The sequence below is a fragment of the Mycobacterium sp. genome (assembly GCF_035633495.1).
In the GTDB taxonomy this organism is placed as follows: Bacteria; Actinomycetota; Actinomycetes; order Mycobacteriales; family Mycobacteriaceae; genus Mycobacterium.
Map to the genome: position 1 here is coordinate 106,880 of NZ_DASQEU010000056.1, position 16,823 is coordinate 123,702.

13 protein-coding genes and 1 pseudogene are annotated in these 16,823 nt (G+C 66.9%); 8 read left to right on the forward strand and 6 right to left on the reverse strand.

Annotated elements, in window-relative coordinates; genetic code table 11:
• Nucleotides 1-2: 2 nt before the first annotated feature.
• The 3 genes from dapF to VET27_RS08980 all read left to right on the forward strand — a co-directional run bounded on the left by dapF (nt 3) and on the right by VET27_RS08980 (nt 3,965).
• On the forward strand, nt 3-872 hold the full coding sequence (gene dapF / locus VET27_RS08970; RefSeq protein WP_526517177.1) for a diaminopimelate epimerase: 870 nt from the start codon (nt 3-5) through the stop codon (nt 870-872).
• 46 nt (nt 873-918) lie between these two features.
• Nucleotides 919-2,316, forward strand: coding sequence for a GTPase HflX (gene hflX, locus VET27_RS08975; RefSeq protein ID WP_526517359.1), 1,398 nt, complete (start codon nt 919-921; stop codon nt 2,314-2,316).
• Nucleotides 2,317-2,594: 278 nt separating this feature from the next.
• A complete protein-coding gene (locus tag VET27_RS08980) occupies nt 2,595-3,965 on the forward strand; it encodes a DEAD/DEAH box helicase (RefSeq protein ID WP_526517179.1) in 1,371 nt (456 codons plus the stop codon).
• Here the strand turns inward: VET27_RS08980 and VET27_RS08985 are convergent.
• A pseudogene (locus VET27_RS08985) lies at nt 3,950-6,278 on the reverse strand (molybdopterin-dependent oxidoreductase). The gene VET27_RS08980 and the pseudogene VET27_RS08985 sit on opposite strands and share 16 nt — an antisense overlap.
• A gap of 127 nt (nt 6,279-6,405) precedes the next feature.
• Here VET27_RS08985 and VET27_RS08990 point away from each other — a divergent pair.
• The gene (locus VET27_RS08990; protein ID WP_526517181.1) at nt 6,406-7,566 is read left to right on the forward strand and encodes an acyl-CoA dehydrogenase family protein; all 1,161 of its coding nucleotides are present in this window, start codon (nt 6,406-6,408) and stop codon (nt 7,564-7,566) included.
• A gap of 124 nt (nt 7,567-7,690) precedes the next feature.
• Nucleotides 7,691-9,682: an LGFP repeat-containing protein gene (locus VET27_RS08995; protein WP_526517183.1), complete on the forward strand. Its 1,992-nt coding sequence runs from the start codon at nt 7,691-7,693 to the stop codon at nt 9,680-9,682.
• A gap of 21 nt (nt 9,683-9,703) precedes the next feature.
• Here the strand turns inward: VET27_RS08995 and lexA are convergent, their stop codons facing one another.
• Nucleotides 9,704-10,372 carry a transcriptional repressor LexA gene (gene lexA / locus VET27_RS09000; protein WP_526517185.1) on the reverse strand — a complete coding sequence of 223 codons (669 nt, stop codon included), beginning with the start codon at nt 10,370-10,372 and terminating at the stop codon, nt 9,704-9,706.
• Between the two features lie 199 nt (nt 10,373-10,571).
• On the opposite strand from lexA, the gene VET27_RS09005 reads away from it, so the two are divergent.
• Together VET27_RS09005 and nrdR are read left to right on the forward strand one after the other, a co-directional pair.
• The gene (locus VET27_RS09005; protein ID WP_526517187.1) at nt 10,572-11,030 is read left to right on the forward strand and encodes a LysM peptidoglycan-binding domain-containing protein; all 459 of its coding nucleotides are present in this window, start codon (nt 10,572-10,574) and stop codon (nt 11,028-11,030) included.
• 86 nt (nt 11,031-11,116) lie between these two features.
• Nucleotides 11,117-11,578 (forward strand): transcriptional regulator NrdR, encoded by a 462-nt coding sequence (gene nrdR, locus VET27_RS09010; protein WP_526517189.1) that lies wholly within the window; start codon nt 11,117-11,119, stop codon nt 11,576-11,578.
• Nucleotides 11,579-11,582: 4 nt separating this feature from the next.
• On the opposite strand, the gene VET27_RS09015 is transcribed toward nrdR, so the two are convergent.
• The 3 genes from VET27_RS09015 to VET27_RS09025 are packed head-to-tail and all read right to left on the reverse strand — an operon-like array spanning nt 11,583 to nt 14,374.
• Complete coding sequence (locus tag VET27_RS09015) at nt 11,583-12,281, reverse strand: PhzF family protein (RefSeq protein ID WP_526517191.1); 699 nt, start codon at nt 12,279-12,281, stop codon at nt 11,583-11,585.
• 45 nt (nt 12,282-12,326) lie between these two features.
• Nucleotides 12,327-13,349, reverse strand: coding sequence for an alpha/beta fold hydrolase (locus VET27_RS09020; protein WP_526517361.1), 1,023 nt, complete (start codon nt 13,347-13,349; stop codon nt 12,327-12,329).
• A 41-nt stretch (nt 13,350-13,390) separates the two neighbouring features.
• The gene (locus tag VET27_RS09025) at nt 13,391-14,374 is read right to left on the reverse strand and encodes a proteasome assembly chaperone family protein (protein ID WP_526517193.1); all 984 of its coding nucleotides are present in this window, start codon (nt 14,372-14,374) and stop codon (nt 13,391-13,393) included.
• A gap of 146 nt (nt 14,375-14,520) precedes the next feature.
• On the opposite strand from VET27_RS09025, the gene VET27_RS09030 reads away from it, so the two are divergent.
• Nucleotides 14,521-15,342, forward strand: a complete 822-nt coding sequence (locus VET27_RS09030; protein ID WP_526517195.1) for a trypsin-like serine peptidase — start codon at nt 14,521-14,523, stop codon at nt 15,340-15,342.
• Nucleotide 15,343: 1 nt separating this feature from the next.
• On the opposite strand, the gene sthA is transcribed toward VET27_RS09030, so the two are convergent.
• Complete coding sequence (gene sthA / locus VET27_RS09035; RefSeq protein ID WP_526517197.1) at nt 15,344-16,750, reverse strand: Si-specific NAD(P)(+) transhydrogenase; 1,407 nt, start codon at nt 16,748-16,750, stop codon at nt 15,344-15,346.
• Nucleotides 16,751-16,823 lie beyond the last annotated feature (73 nt).

Sequence of the window (16,823 nt, forward strand, 5' to 3'; positions counted from 1 at the left end):
AGGTGATGTTCGCGAAGGGGCACGGTACGGAGAACGACTTCGTGCTGTTGCCCGACGTCGGCGCCCGTCTGGCGCTGACACCGGAGGCGGTCTCCGCGCTGTGCGACCGCCGCCGTGGAATCGGCGCAGACGGCGTGCTGCGGGTCACGACGGCCGACGCCGCGCTGGCAGCGGGGGTATTCGACAGGATTCCCGAAGGCGTGGCGGCCACCGACTGGTACATGGACTACCGCAACGCGGACGGATCCGTCGCCCAGATGTGCGGCAACGGGGTGCGCGTGTTCGCTCACTACCTCCGGGCCAGTGGGCTCGAGCAGCGCGACGAGTTCGTCGTCGGCTCGCTGGCCGGGCCGCGGCCCGTCGTGCTGCGCGACGTGGACGGACTGTCGGCCGACGTCACCGTCGACATGGGCAAGGCAAATCAGTTCGGCACCGGTGCGGCCGTGGTGGGTGGACGACGGTTCGGCGGAGTCGCGGTCGACGTCGGCAATCCGCACCTCGCCTGCGTCGACGCGTCGCTCACCAACGCGGAGTTGGCCGCCCTCGACATCGCCGCCCCAGTGTGGTTCGACGCTGCGCAGTTCCCCGAAGGCGTCAACGTGGAAGTGCTGACGGCTCCGGTCGGAGGCGGCGTCACGATGCGCGTGCACGAGCGTGGTGTGGGCGAAACCCGTTCGTGTGGAACGGGAACCGTCGCGGCGGCGGTCGCCGCCCTCCGACACAGGGGTGCCGAAACCGGCACACTGCGGGTCCGGATACCCGGCGGCGAGGTGACCGTGACGATCACCGACGCCACCAGCTACCTGCGGGGCCCGTCGGTCCTGGTGGCTCAAGGCGAGCTGTCCGACGACTGGTGGCGCGCCCAGCAGTGAAATTCGGATGCGCGACACCATCGAGAAGGGCAATATCACCAACTACATGACTCATCCCAGATTGCCCAGTACGGGCGAACTCGACCTCGACGACCGCTCGGCCCTGCGCCGGGTGGCAGGCCTCTCGACCGAGCTCGCCGACGTCAGCGAGGTCGAATACCGGCAGTTGCGGCTCGAACGCGTGGTGCTCGTCGGCGTCTGGACCGACGGCACTGCGGCCGACGCCGACGCGAGCATGGCGGAGTTGGCCGCGTTGGCCGAGACGGCAGGTTCCGAGGTTCTGGAGGGCATGGTGCAGCGGCGGGACAAACCCGACGCGGGGACCTACATCGGGTCCGGCAAGGCCAAGGAGTTGCGCGACGTCGTCGTGGCCACCGGTGCCGACACCGTCATCTGCGATGGCGAGCTGACTCCCGGGCAGCTCAACGCGCTCGAGAAGGCCGTCAAGGTCAAGGTCATCGACCGCACCGCGCTGATCCTGGACATCTTCGCCCAGCACGCGACCTCTGCGGAGGGCAAGGCGCAGGTCGCGTTTGCGCAGATGGAGTACATGCTGCCGCGGCTGCGTGGATGGGGTGAGTCGATGTCCCGCCAGGGTGGTGGCGCGGGAGGTAGCGGGGGCGGCGTGGGCACGCGTGGCCCTGGTGAGACCAAGATCGAGACCGACCGCCGCCGAATTCGCGAGCGAATGTCCAAGCTGCGCCGGGAAATCAAGGACATGAAGAAGATCCGCGACACCCAGCGCGGGCGTCGGGTGCGCAGCGACGTGGCGTCGATCGCCATCGTCGGCTACACCAATGCGGGCAAGTCCAGCCTGCTCAATGCGCTCACCGGTGCCGGTGTCCTCGTCGAGAATGCGCTGTTCGCCACGCTCGAACCCACCACCCGCCGTGGATATTTCGCGGACGGCCGGCCCTTCGTGCTCACCGACACCGTCGGATTCGTGCGCCATCTGCCGACCCAGCTGGTCGAAGCGTTCAGGTCGACCCTCGAGGAAGTCGTCGATGCCGAGCTGTTGGTCCACGTCATCGACGGCTCGGACTCCAATCCGCTGGCGCAAGTCAACACGGTGCGCCAGGTCGTTCTCGACGTCGTGCAGGAATACGACATCGCTCCGCCGCCGGAGTTGTTGGTGGTCAACAAGACTGACGCGGCAACGGGCCTCGGCCTGGCTCAGTTGCGTCGTGCGCTGCCCGAGGCGGTATTCGTCTCGGCGCGCACCGGCGATGGCCTCGAACGTCTTCGCGGTCGGATGAGCGAAATGGTGGTGCCGAAGGACGTCACCGTCGACGTCACGATCCCGTACGACCGTGGGGAACTGATCGCGCGCATGCACGCTGAGGGGCGGGTGGACGTCACCGAGCACACCGAAACCGGCACGCGCATCAAGGCGCGGGTACCCGCTGCGTTGGCCGCCGGTCTCGACGACTTCGTCACCTTCTAGGCCGGCGGGGCGGTAGCGGAGCAGTAGTGCGGTAGACTTCGAGGCAATGTTGGTGTCGCCTCTCGCCGTCAACACGTCGTGGAACGCTCGATCATCCCGATGCTTTTGGCCACAGTGACGTGGCTCACCGCATTCGGGCGATCAGTGCATTGCACTAGCTCTTCTCGCGGCGATCGATATTGCCCACCGGCAATCTCGCCCATCGAGCCCCGTATTCGCCTGACCCATTACGTCCTGCGCAGACGCGGCCGATCCCATGCCTGAAAGGCATTACAGACATGACTGCAGAACCCACCTTCGAATCCCTCGGTGTGCCGGAACGCCTCAGCCGCGTTCTCGCGGATCGTGGCATCGGTAGTCCGTTCCCGATCCAGACCAGCACGCTGCCCGACACGCTCGGCGGTCGCGACGTGCTCGGTCGCGGAAAGACCGGCAGCGGAAAGACACTGGCCTTCTCCCTCCCGCTGGTGGCGCGGCTCGCCGGCGGACAGCGACGTCCGTCCAAGCCGACCGGCCTGGTCCTGGCGCCCACTCGTGAGCTCGCCACCCAGATTACGGCCGTCATCGAGCCACTCGCAGCGGCGCTCGGCATGAACGTCACCACGATCTTCGGTGGCGTGTCGCAGAGTCGACAGGTGTCCGCGCTGCGCGCGGGCGTCGACATCGTGGTCGCCTGCCCGGGCCGCCTCGAAGACCTGATGAAGCAACGTCACATCGCCCTCGACGCCGTGCAGATCACGGTGCTCGACGAGGCCGACCACATGGCGGACCTCGGCTTCCTGCCCGGCGTAACGCGCATCCTTGCGGCCACCCCGGCCGGCGGGCAGCGACTGCTGTTCTCCGCGACCCTGGACAACGGCGTCGACAAGCTCGTCAACCGCTTCCTGCGCAACCCGGTCACCCACTCCGTCGACGAGATCGACGCACCGCCGGTGGCCATGACGCACCACGTGTTCCACGTCTCCGGCGCGCAGGAGAAGACCCAACTGGTGCACCGCCTCGCCTCGGGTACCGGTCGCCGAATCCTGTTCATGCGCACCAAGCATCAGGCCCGCAAGCTCGCCAAGCAGCTCACCGACGCTGGCGTGCCCTCGGTGGACCTGCACGGCAACCTGTCGCAGCCGGCCCGTGACCGCAACCTCGCTGCCTTCAGCTCGGGCGACGCGCGCGTGCTCGTCGCCACCGACATCGCCGCCCGCGGTGTCCACGTCGACGACGTCGAACTGGTGGTGCACGTGGATCCACCCGTCGAGCACAAGGCCTACCTCCATCGCTCCGGCCGGACGGCGCGTGCGGGCAGCGCAGGCGACGTCGTGACCGTGGTGCTGCCCGAGCAGCGCCGCGACACCCAGCAGCTGCTGCGCAAGGCCGGTATCTCGGCTCAACCGCAGCAGGTGCGGGCCGACTCGGCGAGCGTGCTCGAACTCGTCGGCGAGATCGCTCCCCACCGCGAGCCACCCGTCCGACAGGCTGCTCCCGTCCGGGCCGGCGGCAGTGGATCCCACCGCGGTGGCAGCGGTTCAGGCCGCGGTGGCGGTGGATCCCACCGTGGCGGCAGTTCCAGTGGTCGACCCGCGAGCCCGGGTGCCTCCGGCCGCCGCGGCGGCCCTCGGCGGCCGCGGTCCGGTCGGGCTCAAACGGGCTCGTAGTCCCCTGCCGGCGGGCGGTCACCACGTCGTTCGACGATCGTCGGCGGCTGGTGCGCCCGTACCGGGGGTAGCGGGCCGTCGAACCTTTCGACCTCCACCAGCACGTGAGCTCCGGTGCAACCCTTGGCAAGTGACGACGTGCCGATGTCGGCAGTCAGCACGTTGGGGTTGCCGTGTACGCACATGGCGTCGGGATCGGCAGGGTCCTCGGGGTCGTACCAGGCACCGGTCGACAGCTGCACCACACTGAGCCGAAGTCCGTCGTCGACGACGAGGCCCGCCAGACACGAGCCGCGGTCGTTGAAGACCCGCACCACGTCGCCTGGGGTCAACCCGCGCTGGTGCGCATCGTGGGGATGCATTCGGATGGGTTCGCGCCCTTGCACCTTGGAGTCCAGGCTGACGCGGCCGCCGTCCAACTGACTGTGCAACCGCGTGGCGGGCTGATTCGCCAAGAGGTGCAGCGGATAGTCGGCGGCGCGTGCGCCACCCAGCCACTCGTCCGGCTCGAACCACCGTGGATGACCCGCGCAGTCGTCGTAGCCGAACCCGTCGATGTCACGCGAGAAGATCTCGATCCGCCCGCTGGGGGTCGCCAGTCGATGGGTGACGGGATCGGCACGGAAGTCGGCGAGCAGTGACAGTCCGGTTTCGGTCGGTAGCCGCAATCGGCCGGCCGCCCAGAAATCGTCGAAGGTCGGCACCGCGAAATCGAGTTGCGCCGACCACTTCTCGTACATGTGGACGAGCCATCCCCGCGCATCGCGGCCCTCGGTGAAACGCTCGCCGAAACCGAGTCGGTGGGCGAGCGCCGCGTACGTGGTGTAGTCGTCCCGAGAGAGTCGGCGAAGGGTTCCGCCAGTGCGGGCATGGCCACCAAGAGCGGATCGTTCTTGGAGCCCGAGTAGTCTTCGCGTTCGAACGGGGTGGTGGACGGCACGACCACGTCGGCGTGCTTGGCCATCGCCGTCCAGTACGGATCGTGGACGACGACCGTGTCAACACGACACAACGCCCGCCGCAAGCGCGGAAGGTTCTGGTGATGGTGGCACGGATTGCCGCCCGCCCAGTACACGCACTTGATGTCGGGATAGGTCAGCGTTCTGCCGTTGTAGGTGTACTGCTCACCGGGATGCAGAAGCATGTCACTGACCGCCGCCACCGGAATGAACGTCGAGACGGGATTGGAACCCTGCGGAAACGTCGGCAGCGCGCACCGCAGCGGCGCCATGCCGACCTCGTTCTGCGATCCGTATCCGTGGCCGAAACCTCCACCCGGCAGCCCGATCTGGCCGAGCATCGCCGCGAGCGTCAATCCCATCCAGGGCGCCTGCTCGCCGTAGCGCACGCGTTGTAGCGACCAACTCACCATCACGATCGTGCGTTGCGCCGCCATCCGGCGTGCCAGTGAGACCAGGACGTCGGCAGGTACGCCGCAGATGGCCGCCGCCCACCCGGGTGACTTGGCCACCCCGTCGTCGAGGCCCAGCAGGTAGCGCTCGAACCGTGGGTAACCCGTGCAATGGGTCTCGAGGAAGTCGCGGTCGACCAGACCCTCGGTCGCGAGCACGTAGGCCAAGGCCGCCATGATCGCCACGTCGGTACCGGGCACCGGCGCCAACCACTCGCAATCACCGTGCGTGTCGTCGCGAAGCGGGCTGAACGAGACGATCCGGCCGCCGCGGTCGCGGAGGCGTTGCAACGCCCCGCGTGTCGGGTGCTCGGTGGTACCGCCGGCGTTGACCGCCGAGTTCTTCACGCCGACGCCGCCGAAACACACCAGCAGCTCGGTGTTCTCGGCGATGACGTGCCATGCCGTGGAACGTTGGAAGAGGTCGTCATGAGTGCCGACGACGCGGGGCATGATCACCCCAGTAGCGCCCAAGCTATACGAGTGTCGCGAGAAGGTATATCCGCCAAGGAGTTTCAAGAACCGGTGCACCTGGCTTTGGGCGTGGTGTAACCGCCCTGCGCTGGCCCACCCGTACGACCCGCCGTAGATGGCCTCGTTGCCGTGAGTGTCGACGACGCGACGTAGTTCGCCTGACAGCAGTTCGGTGAGTTCGTCCCACGACACCGCGACGAACTCGTCGGCGCCGCGGCGGGTACTTGGGCCGGGGTCCTCGTCGAGCCAGCCGCGGCGGACGCCGGAGTCGCGATTCGGGACCGGTGGCGAATCGAGCCCGCCAGGTTGCCGAGCAGGGGTGAGGGGTCGGCGTCGCCGGCGTCCGGTCGAACCGACGCGATGTCACCGCCGCGGACGTCTGCGGTGAAGGCGCCCCAGTGCGTGAGAGACGTCTGGGCGCTGGCCATGTGCCGAGTTTAGGGGCCGGCGTGCGGCACCGGCGGCCCTCGTCGCGGCGGTACCACCGGTTCAACCATCCGGTTGGGTGGTATATCGTCGTAACCACATCCCGCTTCGCCGATCCGGAGGTAGTCCATGGGCGCCATCAAGTACGACCGCACCCTCTTCGAACCCGAGCACGAGCTGTTCCGCGAGTCCTACCGCGGCTTCCTCGAGCGTCATGTCGCGCCGTTCCACGAGCAGTGGGAGAAGGACAAGATCGTCGACCGCGGAGTGTGGCTCGAGGCGGGCAAGCAGGGCTTTCTCGGCATGGCCGTGCCGGAGGAGTACGGCGGCGGTGGCAACGACGACTTCCGTTACAACACGATCATCACCGAGGAGACCTCCGCCAATCGCTACAGCGGGCTCGGTTTCCCCCTGCAGAACGACGTCATCGCGCCCTACCTGTTGCGCCTCACCACCGAGGAGCAGAAGCAGCGCTGGCTGCCGGGGTTCTGCAGCGGCGAGATCATCACCGCCGTCGCCATGACCGAGCCGGGCACCGGCAGCGACCTGCAGGGCATCAAGACCCGCGCGGTCAAGCAGAAGGACGGCAGCTGGGTGCTCAACGGTTCGAAGACGTTCATCACCAACGGGATTCACGCCGACCTGGTCATCGTGGTGGCGTGCACCGACCCGGAGAAGGGCGCGCTGGGCTTCTCACTGCTGGTCGTCGAGCGGGGGATGGCGGGCTTCGAACGCGGTCGTCACCTCGACAAGATCGGCATGGACGCCCAGGACACGGCGGAGCTGTCGTTCACCGACGTCCAGGTACCCGCCGAGAACCTTCTCGGCGAAGAGGGCCAGGGCTTCGTGTACCTGATGCAGAACCTGCCGCAGGAACGGATCTCGATCGCCATCGGCGCCGCCGCGGGTATGGAGGCCGTCCTCGAGCAGACGATCCAGTACACCAAGGACCGCAAGGCCTTCGGCAAGCCGATCGGCAGTTTCCAGAACAGCCGCTTCCTGCTGGCGGAGCTGGCCACCGATGCCACCGCCGTACGGATCACGGTCGACGAGTTCATCCGGCTGCACCTCGACGAGAAGCTCACCGCCGAACAGGCCGCCATGGCGAAGTGGTGGGCCACCGAGAAGCAGGTGTACCTGATCGATCGGTGTCTGCAGTTGCACGGCGGCTACGGATACATGCGGGAGTACCCGGTCGCCCGGGCCTATCTCGACTCGCGGGTGCAGACGATTTACGGCGGAACGACCGAGATCATGAAGGAGATCATCGGCCGCAGCGTCGGCGTTTAGGCCGCCCATTCGCGCGACACTTTCCTCGGATGGGTTGGATATCCCTCAAGATGGACGTCGACTGACGCAGAGTTGACGAACGCGGAACTCAAGGGAGTCCGGCGCAGCTCGCTGGGAGGACGCAATGACGGGGCTTCAAACCCGGCTGGGCAGGACGATCGGACGCACGGGCGCCGGCGTCGTCGCGGCGATGGCTGCCGCTCTCCTCGTCGCACCCCTCGCGGCGGCGACGCCCGAGGGTGACGCCGATGCCGCAATCACTCAGGCATGGGACGCCGGCGGAGGCCCCACCGGGCCTCTCGGCATCAAGGACGGTGGCGTCTACCCCGTGGGCGCGGGCTTCGGCCAGAACTTCGCGGGCGGCAAGATCTTCTTCACCCCGGACACCGGCGCTCACGACATGCGGGGCGCGATCCTCGACGAGTACCAGTCGCTGGGCGGCCCGGCTGACGGCGACCTCGGTTTTCCGACGATCGACGAGGGCGACGGCAGGGCGCCAGGCAGCCGCAACACGACCTTCAGCGCTGCGGACCGGCCGGTGATCTTCTGGACGCCCGACAACGGCGCTCGCGTGGTTCGGGGGGCCATCAACGCAGCGTGGGACAAGCTCGGAGGTTCGGCGGGTGTCCTCGGCGTCCCGACTGACGACGAGGCCTACAGCGGCGACGAGGTGAGCCAGACGTTCTCAGGCGGCCAGTTGACGTGGAACCGGAAGACGAACGCCTTCACCACGACGCCCCCGGAGGTGGTGGACCAGCTCGCGGGGCTCGAGATTCCCGGGGACGTGACCACTTCCATCGACGCCGCGCGCCGTTCAGCGGGTGGACCTCTTGGGCCACTGGGTGCCGCTGACGGCGAGCAGTACACCATCGGTGCCGACGGGGCCGGGCAGAACTACGCGGGCGGGAAGATCTTCTACAGTCCCGCGACGGGTGCCAACGTCCTGACCGGCCAGGTGCTGGCGAAGTATGAGAGCGTCGGAGGCCCCGAGGGCGACCTCGGCTTTCCGACCAGCAACGAGAACGATGGCGGCCTCGCGCCGATGAGCAAGATCGCGAGCTTCGCCGCCGCCGATCAGCCGGTGATCTTCTGGACGCCCGACTTCGGAGCCGTGATCGTGCGCGGGGCGATGAACGCCGCGTGGACGAAACTCGGCGGGGCGACCGGTGAACTCGGCGCGCCGACTGCAGACCAGACCGAGAGTGATGACGTCGTCACGCAGAAGTTCAACGGCGGCGCCATCTCCTGGAACAAGACGACCAACGCCTTCACCACCGAGCCGCCCAGCCTGCAGTCTCAACTGCAGGGGCTGGAGGTGCCGGGCGGCGGCGCCCCGCAGGCGCAGACCGCCGCGGACGCGTCGTCCGACGGGGGTTCGAAGTGGTTCCGCCCGAACTGGTGGTGGTTGCTCGGCATCGTGCCCGTCTTGGTGCTCGTCGGTGTCGTGGCGGCGGCGGTCCTGCTGAATCGGCGCAGGCACGATGACCGGACGCCGCTCGACGGCTTCGACGACAGCTACGACGACCGCGACGACAGCTACGACGACCATGACTTCGACTCCGGGCCGATGGCCTCGGGCGACGACCACGAGGATGAGGGGAGCGGTCGGCGGAGCACCTGGGCGATGCCCGCTGACGAGCATGGTGACCTGCCCGGCGCGGAGCGGGAGGGCGTGCGCGACGGCTTCACGGCCGACCTGTCCGCTGATCAGGACGCCATCGACACCGCGCCGACCCCGATCGTCGCCAAGGCGGACCACGAGCCGGCGAGTGCGTGGTTCGCCGACCTCGACGAGGCGGAGGATTCGAATGCGGACCCCCACGACGACGATGGGGCCGAGCCGGAACCAGAAGCCGAGCCGGAGATCGAACCGGACAGTGGGCCGCCCAGCGGTCGGCACGCGGCGATCCAGCTCACGGAACCGGTGGTCGCGGAGACCTCGCTGCGACTGGCGAACGACGACCCATTCGACGCGCCCCAGGGTTATCCGATCAAGGCCGATACCAAGACGGGGTTGTACTGGATGCCCGGAACTGACCAGTACGATCGTGCGCGCGCTGAAATCTGGTTCGCCAGTGAGGAATTCGCGTTGACGAATGGGTTCACCAAGGGTTAAAGGGGCGCCAGCCGCAGGACGTTAGATCTTGCGGATGACGGTGACGACCTTGCCGAGGATCACCGCGTCGTTGCCGGGTATCGGATCGAAGGCTGGGTTGTGGGGCATCAGCCATACCTGGCCACCGGTGCGCTTGAAGGTCTTCACGGTGGCTTCACCGTCGATCATCGCCGCGACGATGTCGCCGTTGTCCGCCACGTTCTGCTGGCGGATCACCACCCAGTCGCCGTCGCAGATCGCGGCGTCAACCATTGACTCGCCAACCACCTTCAGCAGGAACAGAGACCCCTCGCCCACGAGTTCCTTGGGAAGGGGGAACACGTCCTCGACGGCCTCCTCGGCCAGGATCGGCCCGCCGGCGGCGATGCGTCCGAGAACCGGGACGAATGTGGGCCGGGGCAACGCATCGGACCCGGCGACGTCCGTCGTGACGGCAGGCGCCAACTGCCGCGCGGGATCGTCGGACGCTCTGACGTCGACTGCGCGCGGTCGGTTCGGATCGCGACGCAGATAGCCCTTGCGCTCGAGCGTGCGGAGCTGGTGCGCGACGGACGACGTCGACGTCAACCCCACGGCGTCGCCGATCTCACGGATGCTCGGTGGATATCCGCGGGTGGTGACCGAGCTTCGGATGACCTCGAGGATGGTGCGCTGACGTTCGGTCAGGACCGTGTCGTTGCTGTCACTCATGGCGCCGAATGTAGTCCTCTGCGAAGACAGAATCAAACATGTGTTCGACGCGTGTCGCCGGAATTCTCGGTCGATCGAACGTGTCAGTGGGTCGAGTTACCGTTTGCAACAGTTCGATCACATGTTCTAGTCATCGAACACCTGAGCGATTAGTATTCGAACACAAGAGCGAACCGGCACCACGCGAAAGGCCCACGAGATGACGATCATCACCCGAGAAGACCCCACTGAACTCGTCGTGCGGCCCATGCGGCCGTTGCGGCGCGGGACCTCCGCGGCGCGGCGCCGTCCCCAGCCGCAGCGACCTGCGGGAGCGCCGCTGAACTACCGCAGCACCGGGGTGCTGATGTCCCGTGCATCGCACCGGCGCAGGCCGGTGACCCCGCTGGCCACCGTGGTGCTGGCTCTCGTCGCCGCCGCCATCACGGTGTGGCTCGGACTGGTGGCGCAGTTGGGTGCCCACGAGTCGCCGGCCCCCCCTGCACCGGCCCGACTGGCAGTCGTTCAGGTGCAGGCGGGGGAGTCGCTGGAGCAGCTGGCGCAGAGGATCGCACCGGACGCTTCCGTCGGATCGGTCGTCGATCAGATCCGCGATCTCAACGAACTGGACTCCGCTTCGGTCGACGCCGGGCAGACGCTCATCGCGCCGGTTGGTTGATCCGCGGCATGCGCCGTGAAACGCACTGTCGTGCAACGGTACGCTCGTATGCGACCGGAGTAGGCGCACGCGGCGAAGGAGCGGAGATGCATTGTCCGTTCTGCCGTCACCCCGATTCGAGGGTCGTCGACTCCCGGGAAGCCGATGAGGGTCAAGCGATCCGACGCCGCCGATCGTGTCCGGAGTGCGGGCGCAGGTTCACCACCGTGGAGACTGCAGTCCTCGCGGTGGTCAAGCGCAGCGGCGTCACCGAGCCGTTCAGTCGCGAGAAGGTCATCAAGGGCGTCCGCCGCGCCTGCCAGGGACGTGACGTCGACAACGATGCCCTGAACCTGTTGGCACAGCAGGTTGAGGACGCCGTGCGGGCGGACGGCTCACCCGAGGTGGCCAGCAACGAGGTCGGCCTGGCCATTCTCGGTCCACTTCGTGATCTCGACGAGGTCGCGTATCTGCGATTCGCGTCGGTGTACCGGTCGTTCTCCTCGGCCGCCGACTTCGAACGCGAGATCGAGGCGCTGCGCGCGCACCGCGGCGTGTCGTCCTCCTGAGAGATCAGTCGAGCCGACGGACGCCGTCGTCGACGACGCGTCCCGCAACTTCGACCCATCCTTCGGCGCTCCACCTCGTACGAAGCTCGGATCCCTTGCCCTGCGTGATCACGAGGTCGCGACTCAGTTGCTCAGTGATGCGAACGGCCGCCGCGCCGGTTGCCTCGTCCTCTGGAACGACGAGGTTGCTCGCGAAGAGCCGCGACCGAATGGAGCCTTCGGACTCGTCTATCCACGCCCAGACATAGTGCTCCACGTCGTCGCCGTAGTCGTCGGGATCGGCACCGAGCACGTCGTCGACCGAATCCAACCGGTGCATCGAGAAGTCGGGCGCCCATTCTCCTCTCGCACTGATCACCGTGAGGTCGCCGTCAGGTTGCTGCTCGTACTTCACCTGCACGACGCCCGCAGGAACCTGCAACGTCTTGACCGGCGTGCCGCGCTTCTTCAGCCACCACGATCCGCCGACGGTCGGGTGCCCGGCAAACGGCAGTTCCACGACGGGCGTGAAGATGTGCGCCGTGGTGGTGCTGGCGCCAAGACGGGGCAGGTCAACGAAAATCGTTTCGCTGTAACCCAATTCGTGGGCGATTCGCTGTCGATCGGCAGGTGCCGCCAGGCTGGCGTCAACGACGCCGAGTGGATTTCCGTAGTCGCCGTTCGCACTGGTGAACACGCGAAGCACAGTCACGTCCAAGGCCATGGGCCGATGCTACTTCGTGGCGGTCGCGGTCGCAGTCGCACTCGGTCAGGTAGCGCTGCGTTCGTCGGCGCCCATGGCGTCGAGCACTGCCACGCGCGTGTCGATCGAGCCGGTGAGACCGTTCTCGCTGACCCCAGCACGCAACAGATTGCGCAACATCTCCTGGTCGTAGACGGCGGGATCGGTCGATCCGATGAACTTCTCGACGATCTCGACGAAGCGGTCGGGATCGTCGTGGAAGGGGAAGTGGCCGGAACCCTCGAACACCTCGAGTTGGGCGCCCGGCATCGCGGCGTGTGCCATGCGCGCGTGACTGACCGGGATCACCGAATCGTGGGATCCCCAAATCAATTGCACTGGAACGGATTCAGTTAAATAACATCGGTCGAGCATGGTTACCACCTGCCCGCGCCAGTCGACCACCGCACGCAGCGTGCGGGCGAACGCGGAGGATGCCGTCGGTTCCGGGAGGTCGGCGAGAATCCGCAGCACGTGAGGGATGTCGCGGCCGACGCCGGTGGTGCCGAACAGCGTGCCGCCGATCCGTCCGATCAGGTGCAGTGCCGGCAGCACCATCGGCAACCGCAGCAAGGCCAGCGCCTCGCTACCCAGCGGCAGGGATGCAATCCGCAACGCGACGTTGACGTCCTTGGTCACTCCGCCGGACCCGACGAGGATCAGGCGGTCCACCAATTGAGGGAACTGGTAGGCGAATTGCATGGCCACTCCACCGCCGAGCGAGTGACCGACGACGGTGACCCGCTCGATGTCGAGGACGCTGAGAAGGTCCCGCATGCCGTTGGCATAGGCAGCGACCGAGTAGTCGGCGCGCGGTTTGTCGGACTTGCCATGACCCAGCAAATCCGGGGCGATCACGGTGAACCGCTGCGCGAGCTTCGACTGCACGGTGCTCCACGTCGTGGAGTTGTCGCCGATGCCGTGGATGAGCAGAATGGCCGGCCCGGAACCGGCAATCCGGTATGCGCGCCGGTACCCGTGGATGGTGCGGTAGTGCAGCGTCGGGGTGAGCTCGCGCACGGGTCGCAAATTGGGCTTTCGCTCCGTCACGATCACCAACTTCGTCGTCGGGGCCGGGGTCAGGCGGCCGATCAAGACCCTGTGTTGCCGTCCCCGCCAACCGAATCGTCTCCGGTCTGCTCGGCGAGGAAACGCTCGAATTCGGCGCCGAGTTCCTCGCCACTTGGCAAATCCTCGTCACGCGCCAGCAAGGATCGATTCTCTTGGGCAGCAACGAAAGCATCGTACTGGTGCTCCAACGCCGTCACCACTTGAGCGACTTCGTCACTGGAGGACACCTGCTCGTTGATCTTGTTGTGGACCTCCACGCCGGCTTCCGTGAGCGGACCGAGCGGGAGTCGTAGCGAGCCGGTTTTGGCAACCTGCGCCAGCAACGCCTCCGCAGCAGGCGGATAGTCCGTCTGCGCCAGATAGTGCGGCACGTGAACGGTGAATCCGACCGCATCATGGCCGTGTTGTGTCATCCGGTACTCCAGCAGGTTCGACACACTTGCGGGCACCCGAACTTCACCCACCCACGGCTGGTGGTCGGCGATCAGATCCTTGTCGCCTGCATGTGCCGTCATCGTGACCGGGCGAGTGTGCGGCACCGCCATAGGGATGGTGCCGAGGCCGATCACCTGACGGACGCCGAGTCGTTCGGCGAGCAGCCGTACGGCGGTGATGAACCGTTCCCACCGAAGATCGGGCTCGAGACCGGCCAGTAACAGGAACGGCGTGCCGACGCTGTCGTGCAGTGCGTAGAGGTTCAGCTCGGGGTCGTCGTAGTGGGTGAAGTGGTCGGTCTTGAACGTCATGAGGGGCCGACGGGAGCGGTAGTCCAGCAGCTCGTCGATCGCGAAGGAGGCCACCAACTCGGTATCCAGCGTGTCCTTCAGATGCGTCGCCGCGATCTTGATGACGTGGCCGGCGTCGGAGAACCCCTCGAGCGCGTGAATCATGACCGGTCCGCGCCCGTCCTCGGACGACAGCTGGGGTGCGGGGAACTCCAGCTCGTATATCCCGGTCTGTTCGGGTTGGTAGTGCTGCCCCGGGCCCTCTGGGTGATCAGCCATGCTGCCTCGCCTCCTCGTGACATCCAGTGTCCCGCACTTCGAGGTTCCTTCCAGCACGGCCCCACGCAACGGTGGAGCAATGTGCCGCCATCGGTGCATTCCGTGACCCCTGCCGCATCCAGTTTCATCCGGCAAGATCGGTGATCATGCGCCGCGTGGGAGTCGTTCTGTTCGTCTCGTGGGCGGCGATCGCGACGGCGTGCGCCGAGCCTGCCGCACCGGACGTGACTTCCTACGCCCCGTCGTCATCGGTACCCACGCCCACCCCGACGGCGACGGCTACGGCTACGGCTACGGCTACGGCTACTGCCGTACCGGTGGACCCCGACCCACGGGTCGGGGCGATCTTCCTCGCGGGCGACTCGTTGCACACCTGCACCGGGTCGGTGCTGCATTCGACGACGGGCGACCTGATCCTCACCGCGGCACACTGCATGGCCGACGGCTTCGACGCCTCGTTCGTGCCGGCGTTCGCCGAAACTGCTGACGCGCAGGACTTCTGGCGCGTCGATTCGGTGTACCTCGATCCCCGCTGGGTATCGTCTCAGGATCCGACGGCCGACTTCGCCGTCCTCAGGGTGAGCCGCCAGGGCGGTGGAGCCGTCGAGGTGGCGACCGGCGGTGGATTGACGATCGGCCCGAGTCCGGCCATCGGAACGGACGTCGTCGTGACGGGCTATGCGTTGGGCGTCGGAGGAATGCCCGTCGGATGTATGGCGCGCATGGCCGCCGTAGAGCACGGCTATCCATCGATTCGGTGCGCCGGGATGGTCGACGGCACCAGCGGGTCGCCCTGGCTGGCCGGCTCGACGGTGGTGGGGATCACGGGAGGGCTGGAAGGCGGCGGCTGCGAGGAGAACGTCTCCTATGCGCCGCCGTTCGACGAAGCCGTCACACGGTTGGTCGCGCGGGCCGAGGCGGGCGGCCCAGGTGACCGCGCACCGACGGCCTTGGAGGACGACTGCTAAATCAGGCCCTGAACTGGCTGAGGGCACGCAGCTTGTTCATCACGTCCAGCGCCGCGACCTTGTACGCCTCGGAAAACGTCGGGTAGTTGAACACCGCGTCGACCAGGTACTCGACGGTGCCACCGCAGCCCATCACGGCTTGGCCGATGTGCACCATTTCGGTGGCGTTGGTGCCGAAGATGTGGACGCCCAGCAGCTTCAGGTCCTCGGTGGACACCAAGAGCTTCAGCATGCCGTAGGAATCGCCTGCGATCTGACCGCGAGCCAGCTCCCGGTAGCGCGAAACCCCCACTTCGTACGGAATGGAATCCTTGGTGAGGTCCACCTCGCTGGCGCCGACGTAGGACACCTCGGGGATCGAGTAGATGCCGATCGGCTGCAGCTCGGTCATGCTCTTGCAGGGCTCGCCGAACGCGTGGTAGGCCGCCAGCCTGCCCTGGTCCATCGACGTGGCCGCCAGCGCGGGGAATCCGATGACGTCGCCGACCGCGTAGATGTGATCCACCTTGGTCTGGTAGTCGTCGTCGACGAAGATCCGTCCGCGGTTGTCGGCCTCGAGTCCGGCGGCCTCCAGATCCAATTGCGCGGTCTGGCCCTGCCGCCCGGCGGAGTACATGACGGTCTCGGCCGGGATCTGCTTGCCGCTGGCGAGCGTGGTGACGGTGCCGGAGGACCCGACGTCCACGGCGGTCACCTCTTCGCCGAAGCGGAACGTCACGGCCAGGTCGCGGAGGTGGAAGCGCAGTGCCTCGACGATCTCGGGATCGCAGAAGTCCAACATCGAGTCGCGCTTCTCCACGACGGTGACCTTGGTACCGAGGGCGGCGAACATCGACGCGTACTCGATGCCGATCACGCCCGCACCGACGACGACCATCGACGTGGGAATGGTCTTGAGGTCGAGGATCCCGTCCGAATCGAGGACGCGTTGTTCGTCGAACTCGACACCCGCGGGCCGGAGCGGTTTGGTGCCCGTCGCGATGACGACGAAGCGGCCGCGGACGGCGATGCTCTCCGCGCGGTTGGGATCCTCGACCTGCAGCGTGTGCGCATCGGTGAAGCGGGCGTGCCCGACGTAGAGTTCGATGCGGTTGCGCACGAGCTGGGAGCGGACGACGTCGATCTCCTTGCCGATGACGTGCTGTGTGCGGGCCAGGAGATCGGCGGGGGTGATCTTCTCCTTGACCCGGTAGCTGGTGCCGTAGAGCTCGCGCTGGCTCATGCCGGTGAGGTAGACGACCGCCTCGCGCAGCGTCTTCGACGGGATGGTTCCGGTGTTCACGCAGACGCCACCGAGCATGAGACCGCGTTCGATGACGGCGACGGACTTGCCGAGTTTGGCTGCGGCGATGGCGGCCTTCTGACCGCCGGGACCGGAGCCGATGACGACGAGGTCGTATTCCTGCATGGAACCCATGCTGAACAGGTGTACGCCGCTTGGAGTGATCCTGCATGCCGAGTACGTCGATACCGCGTGAACA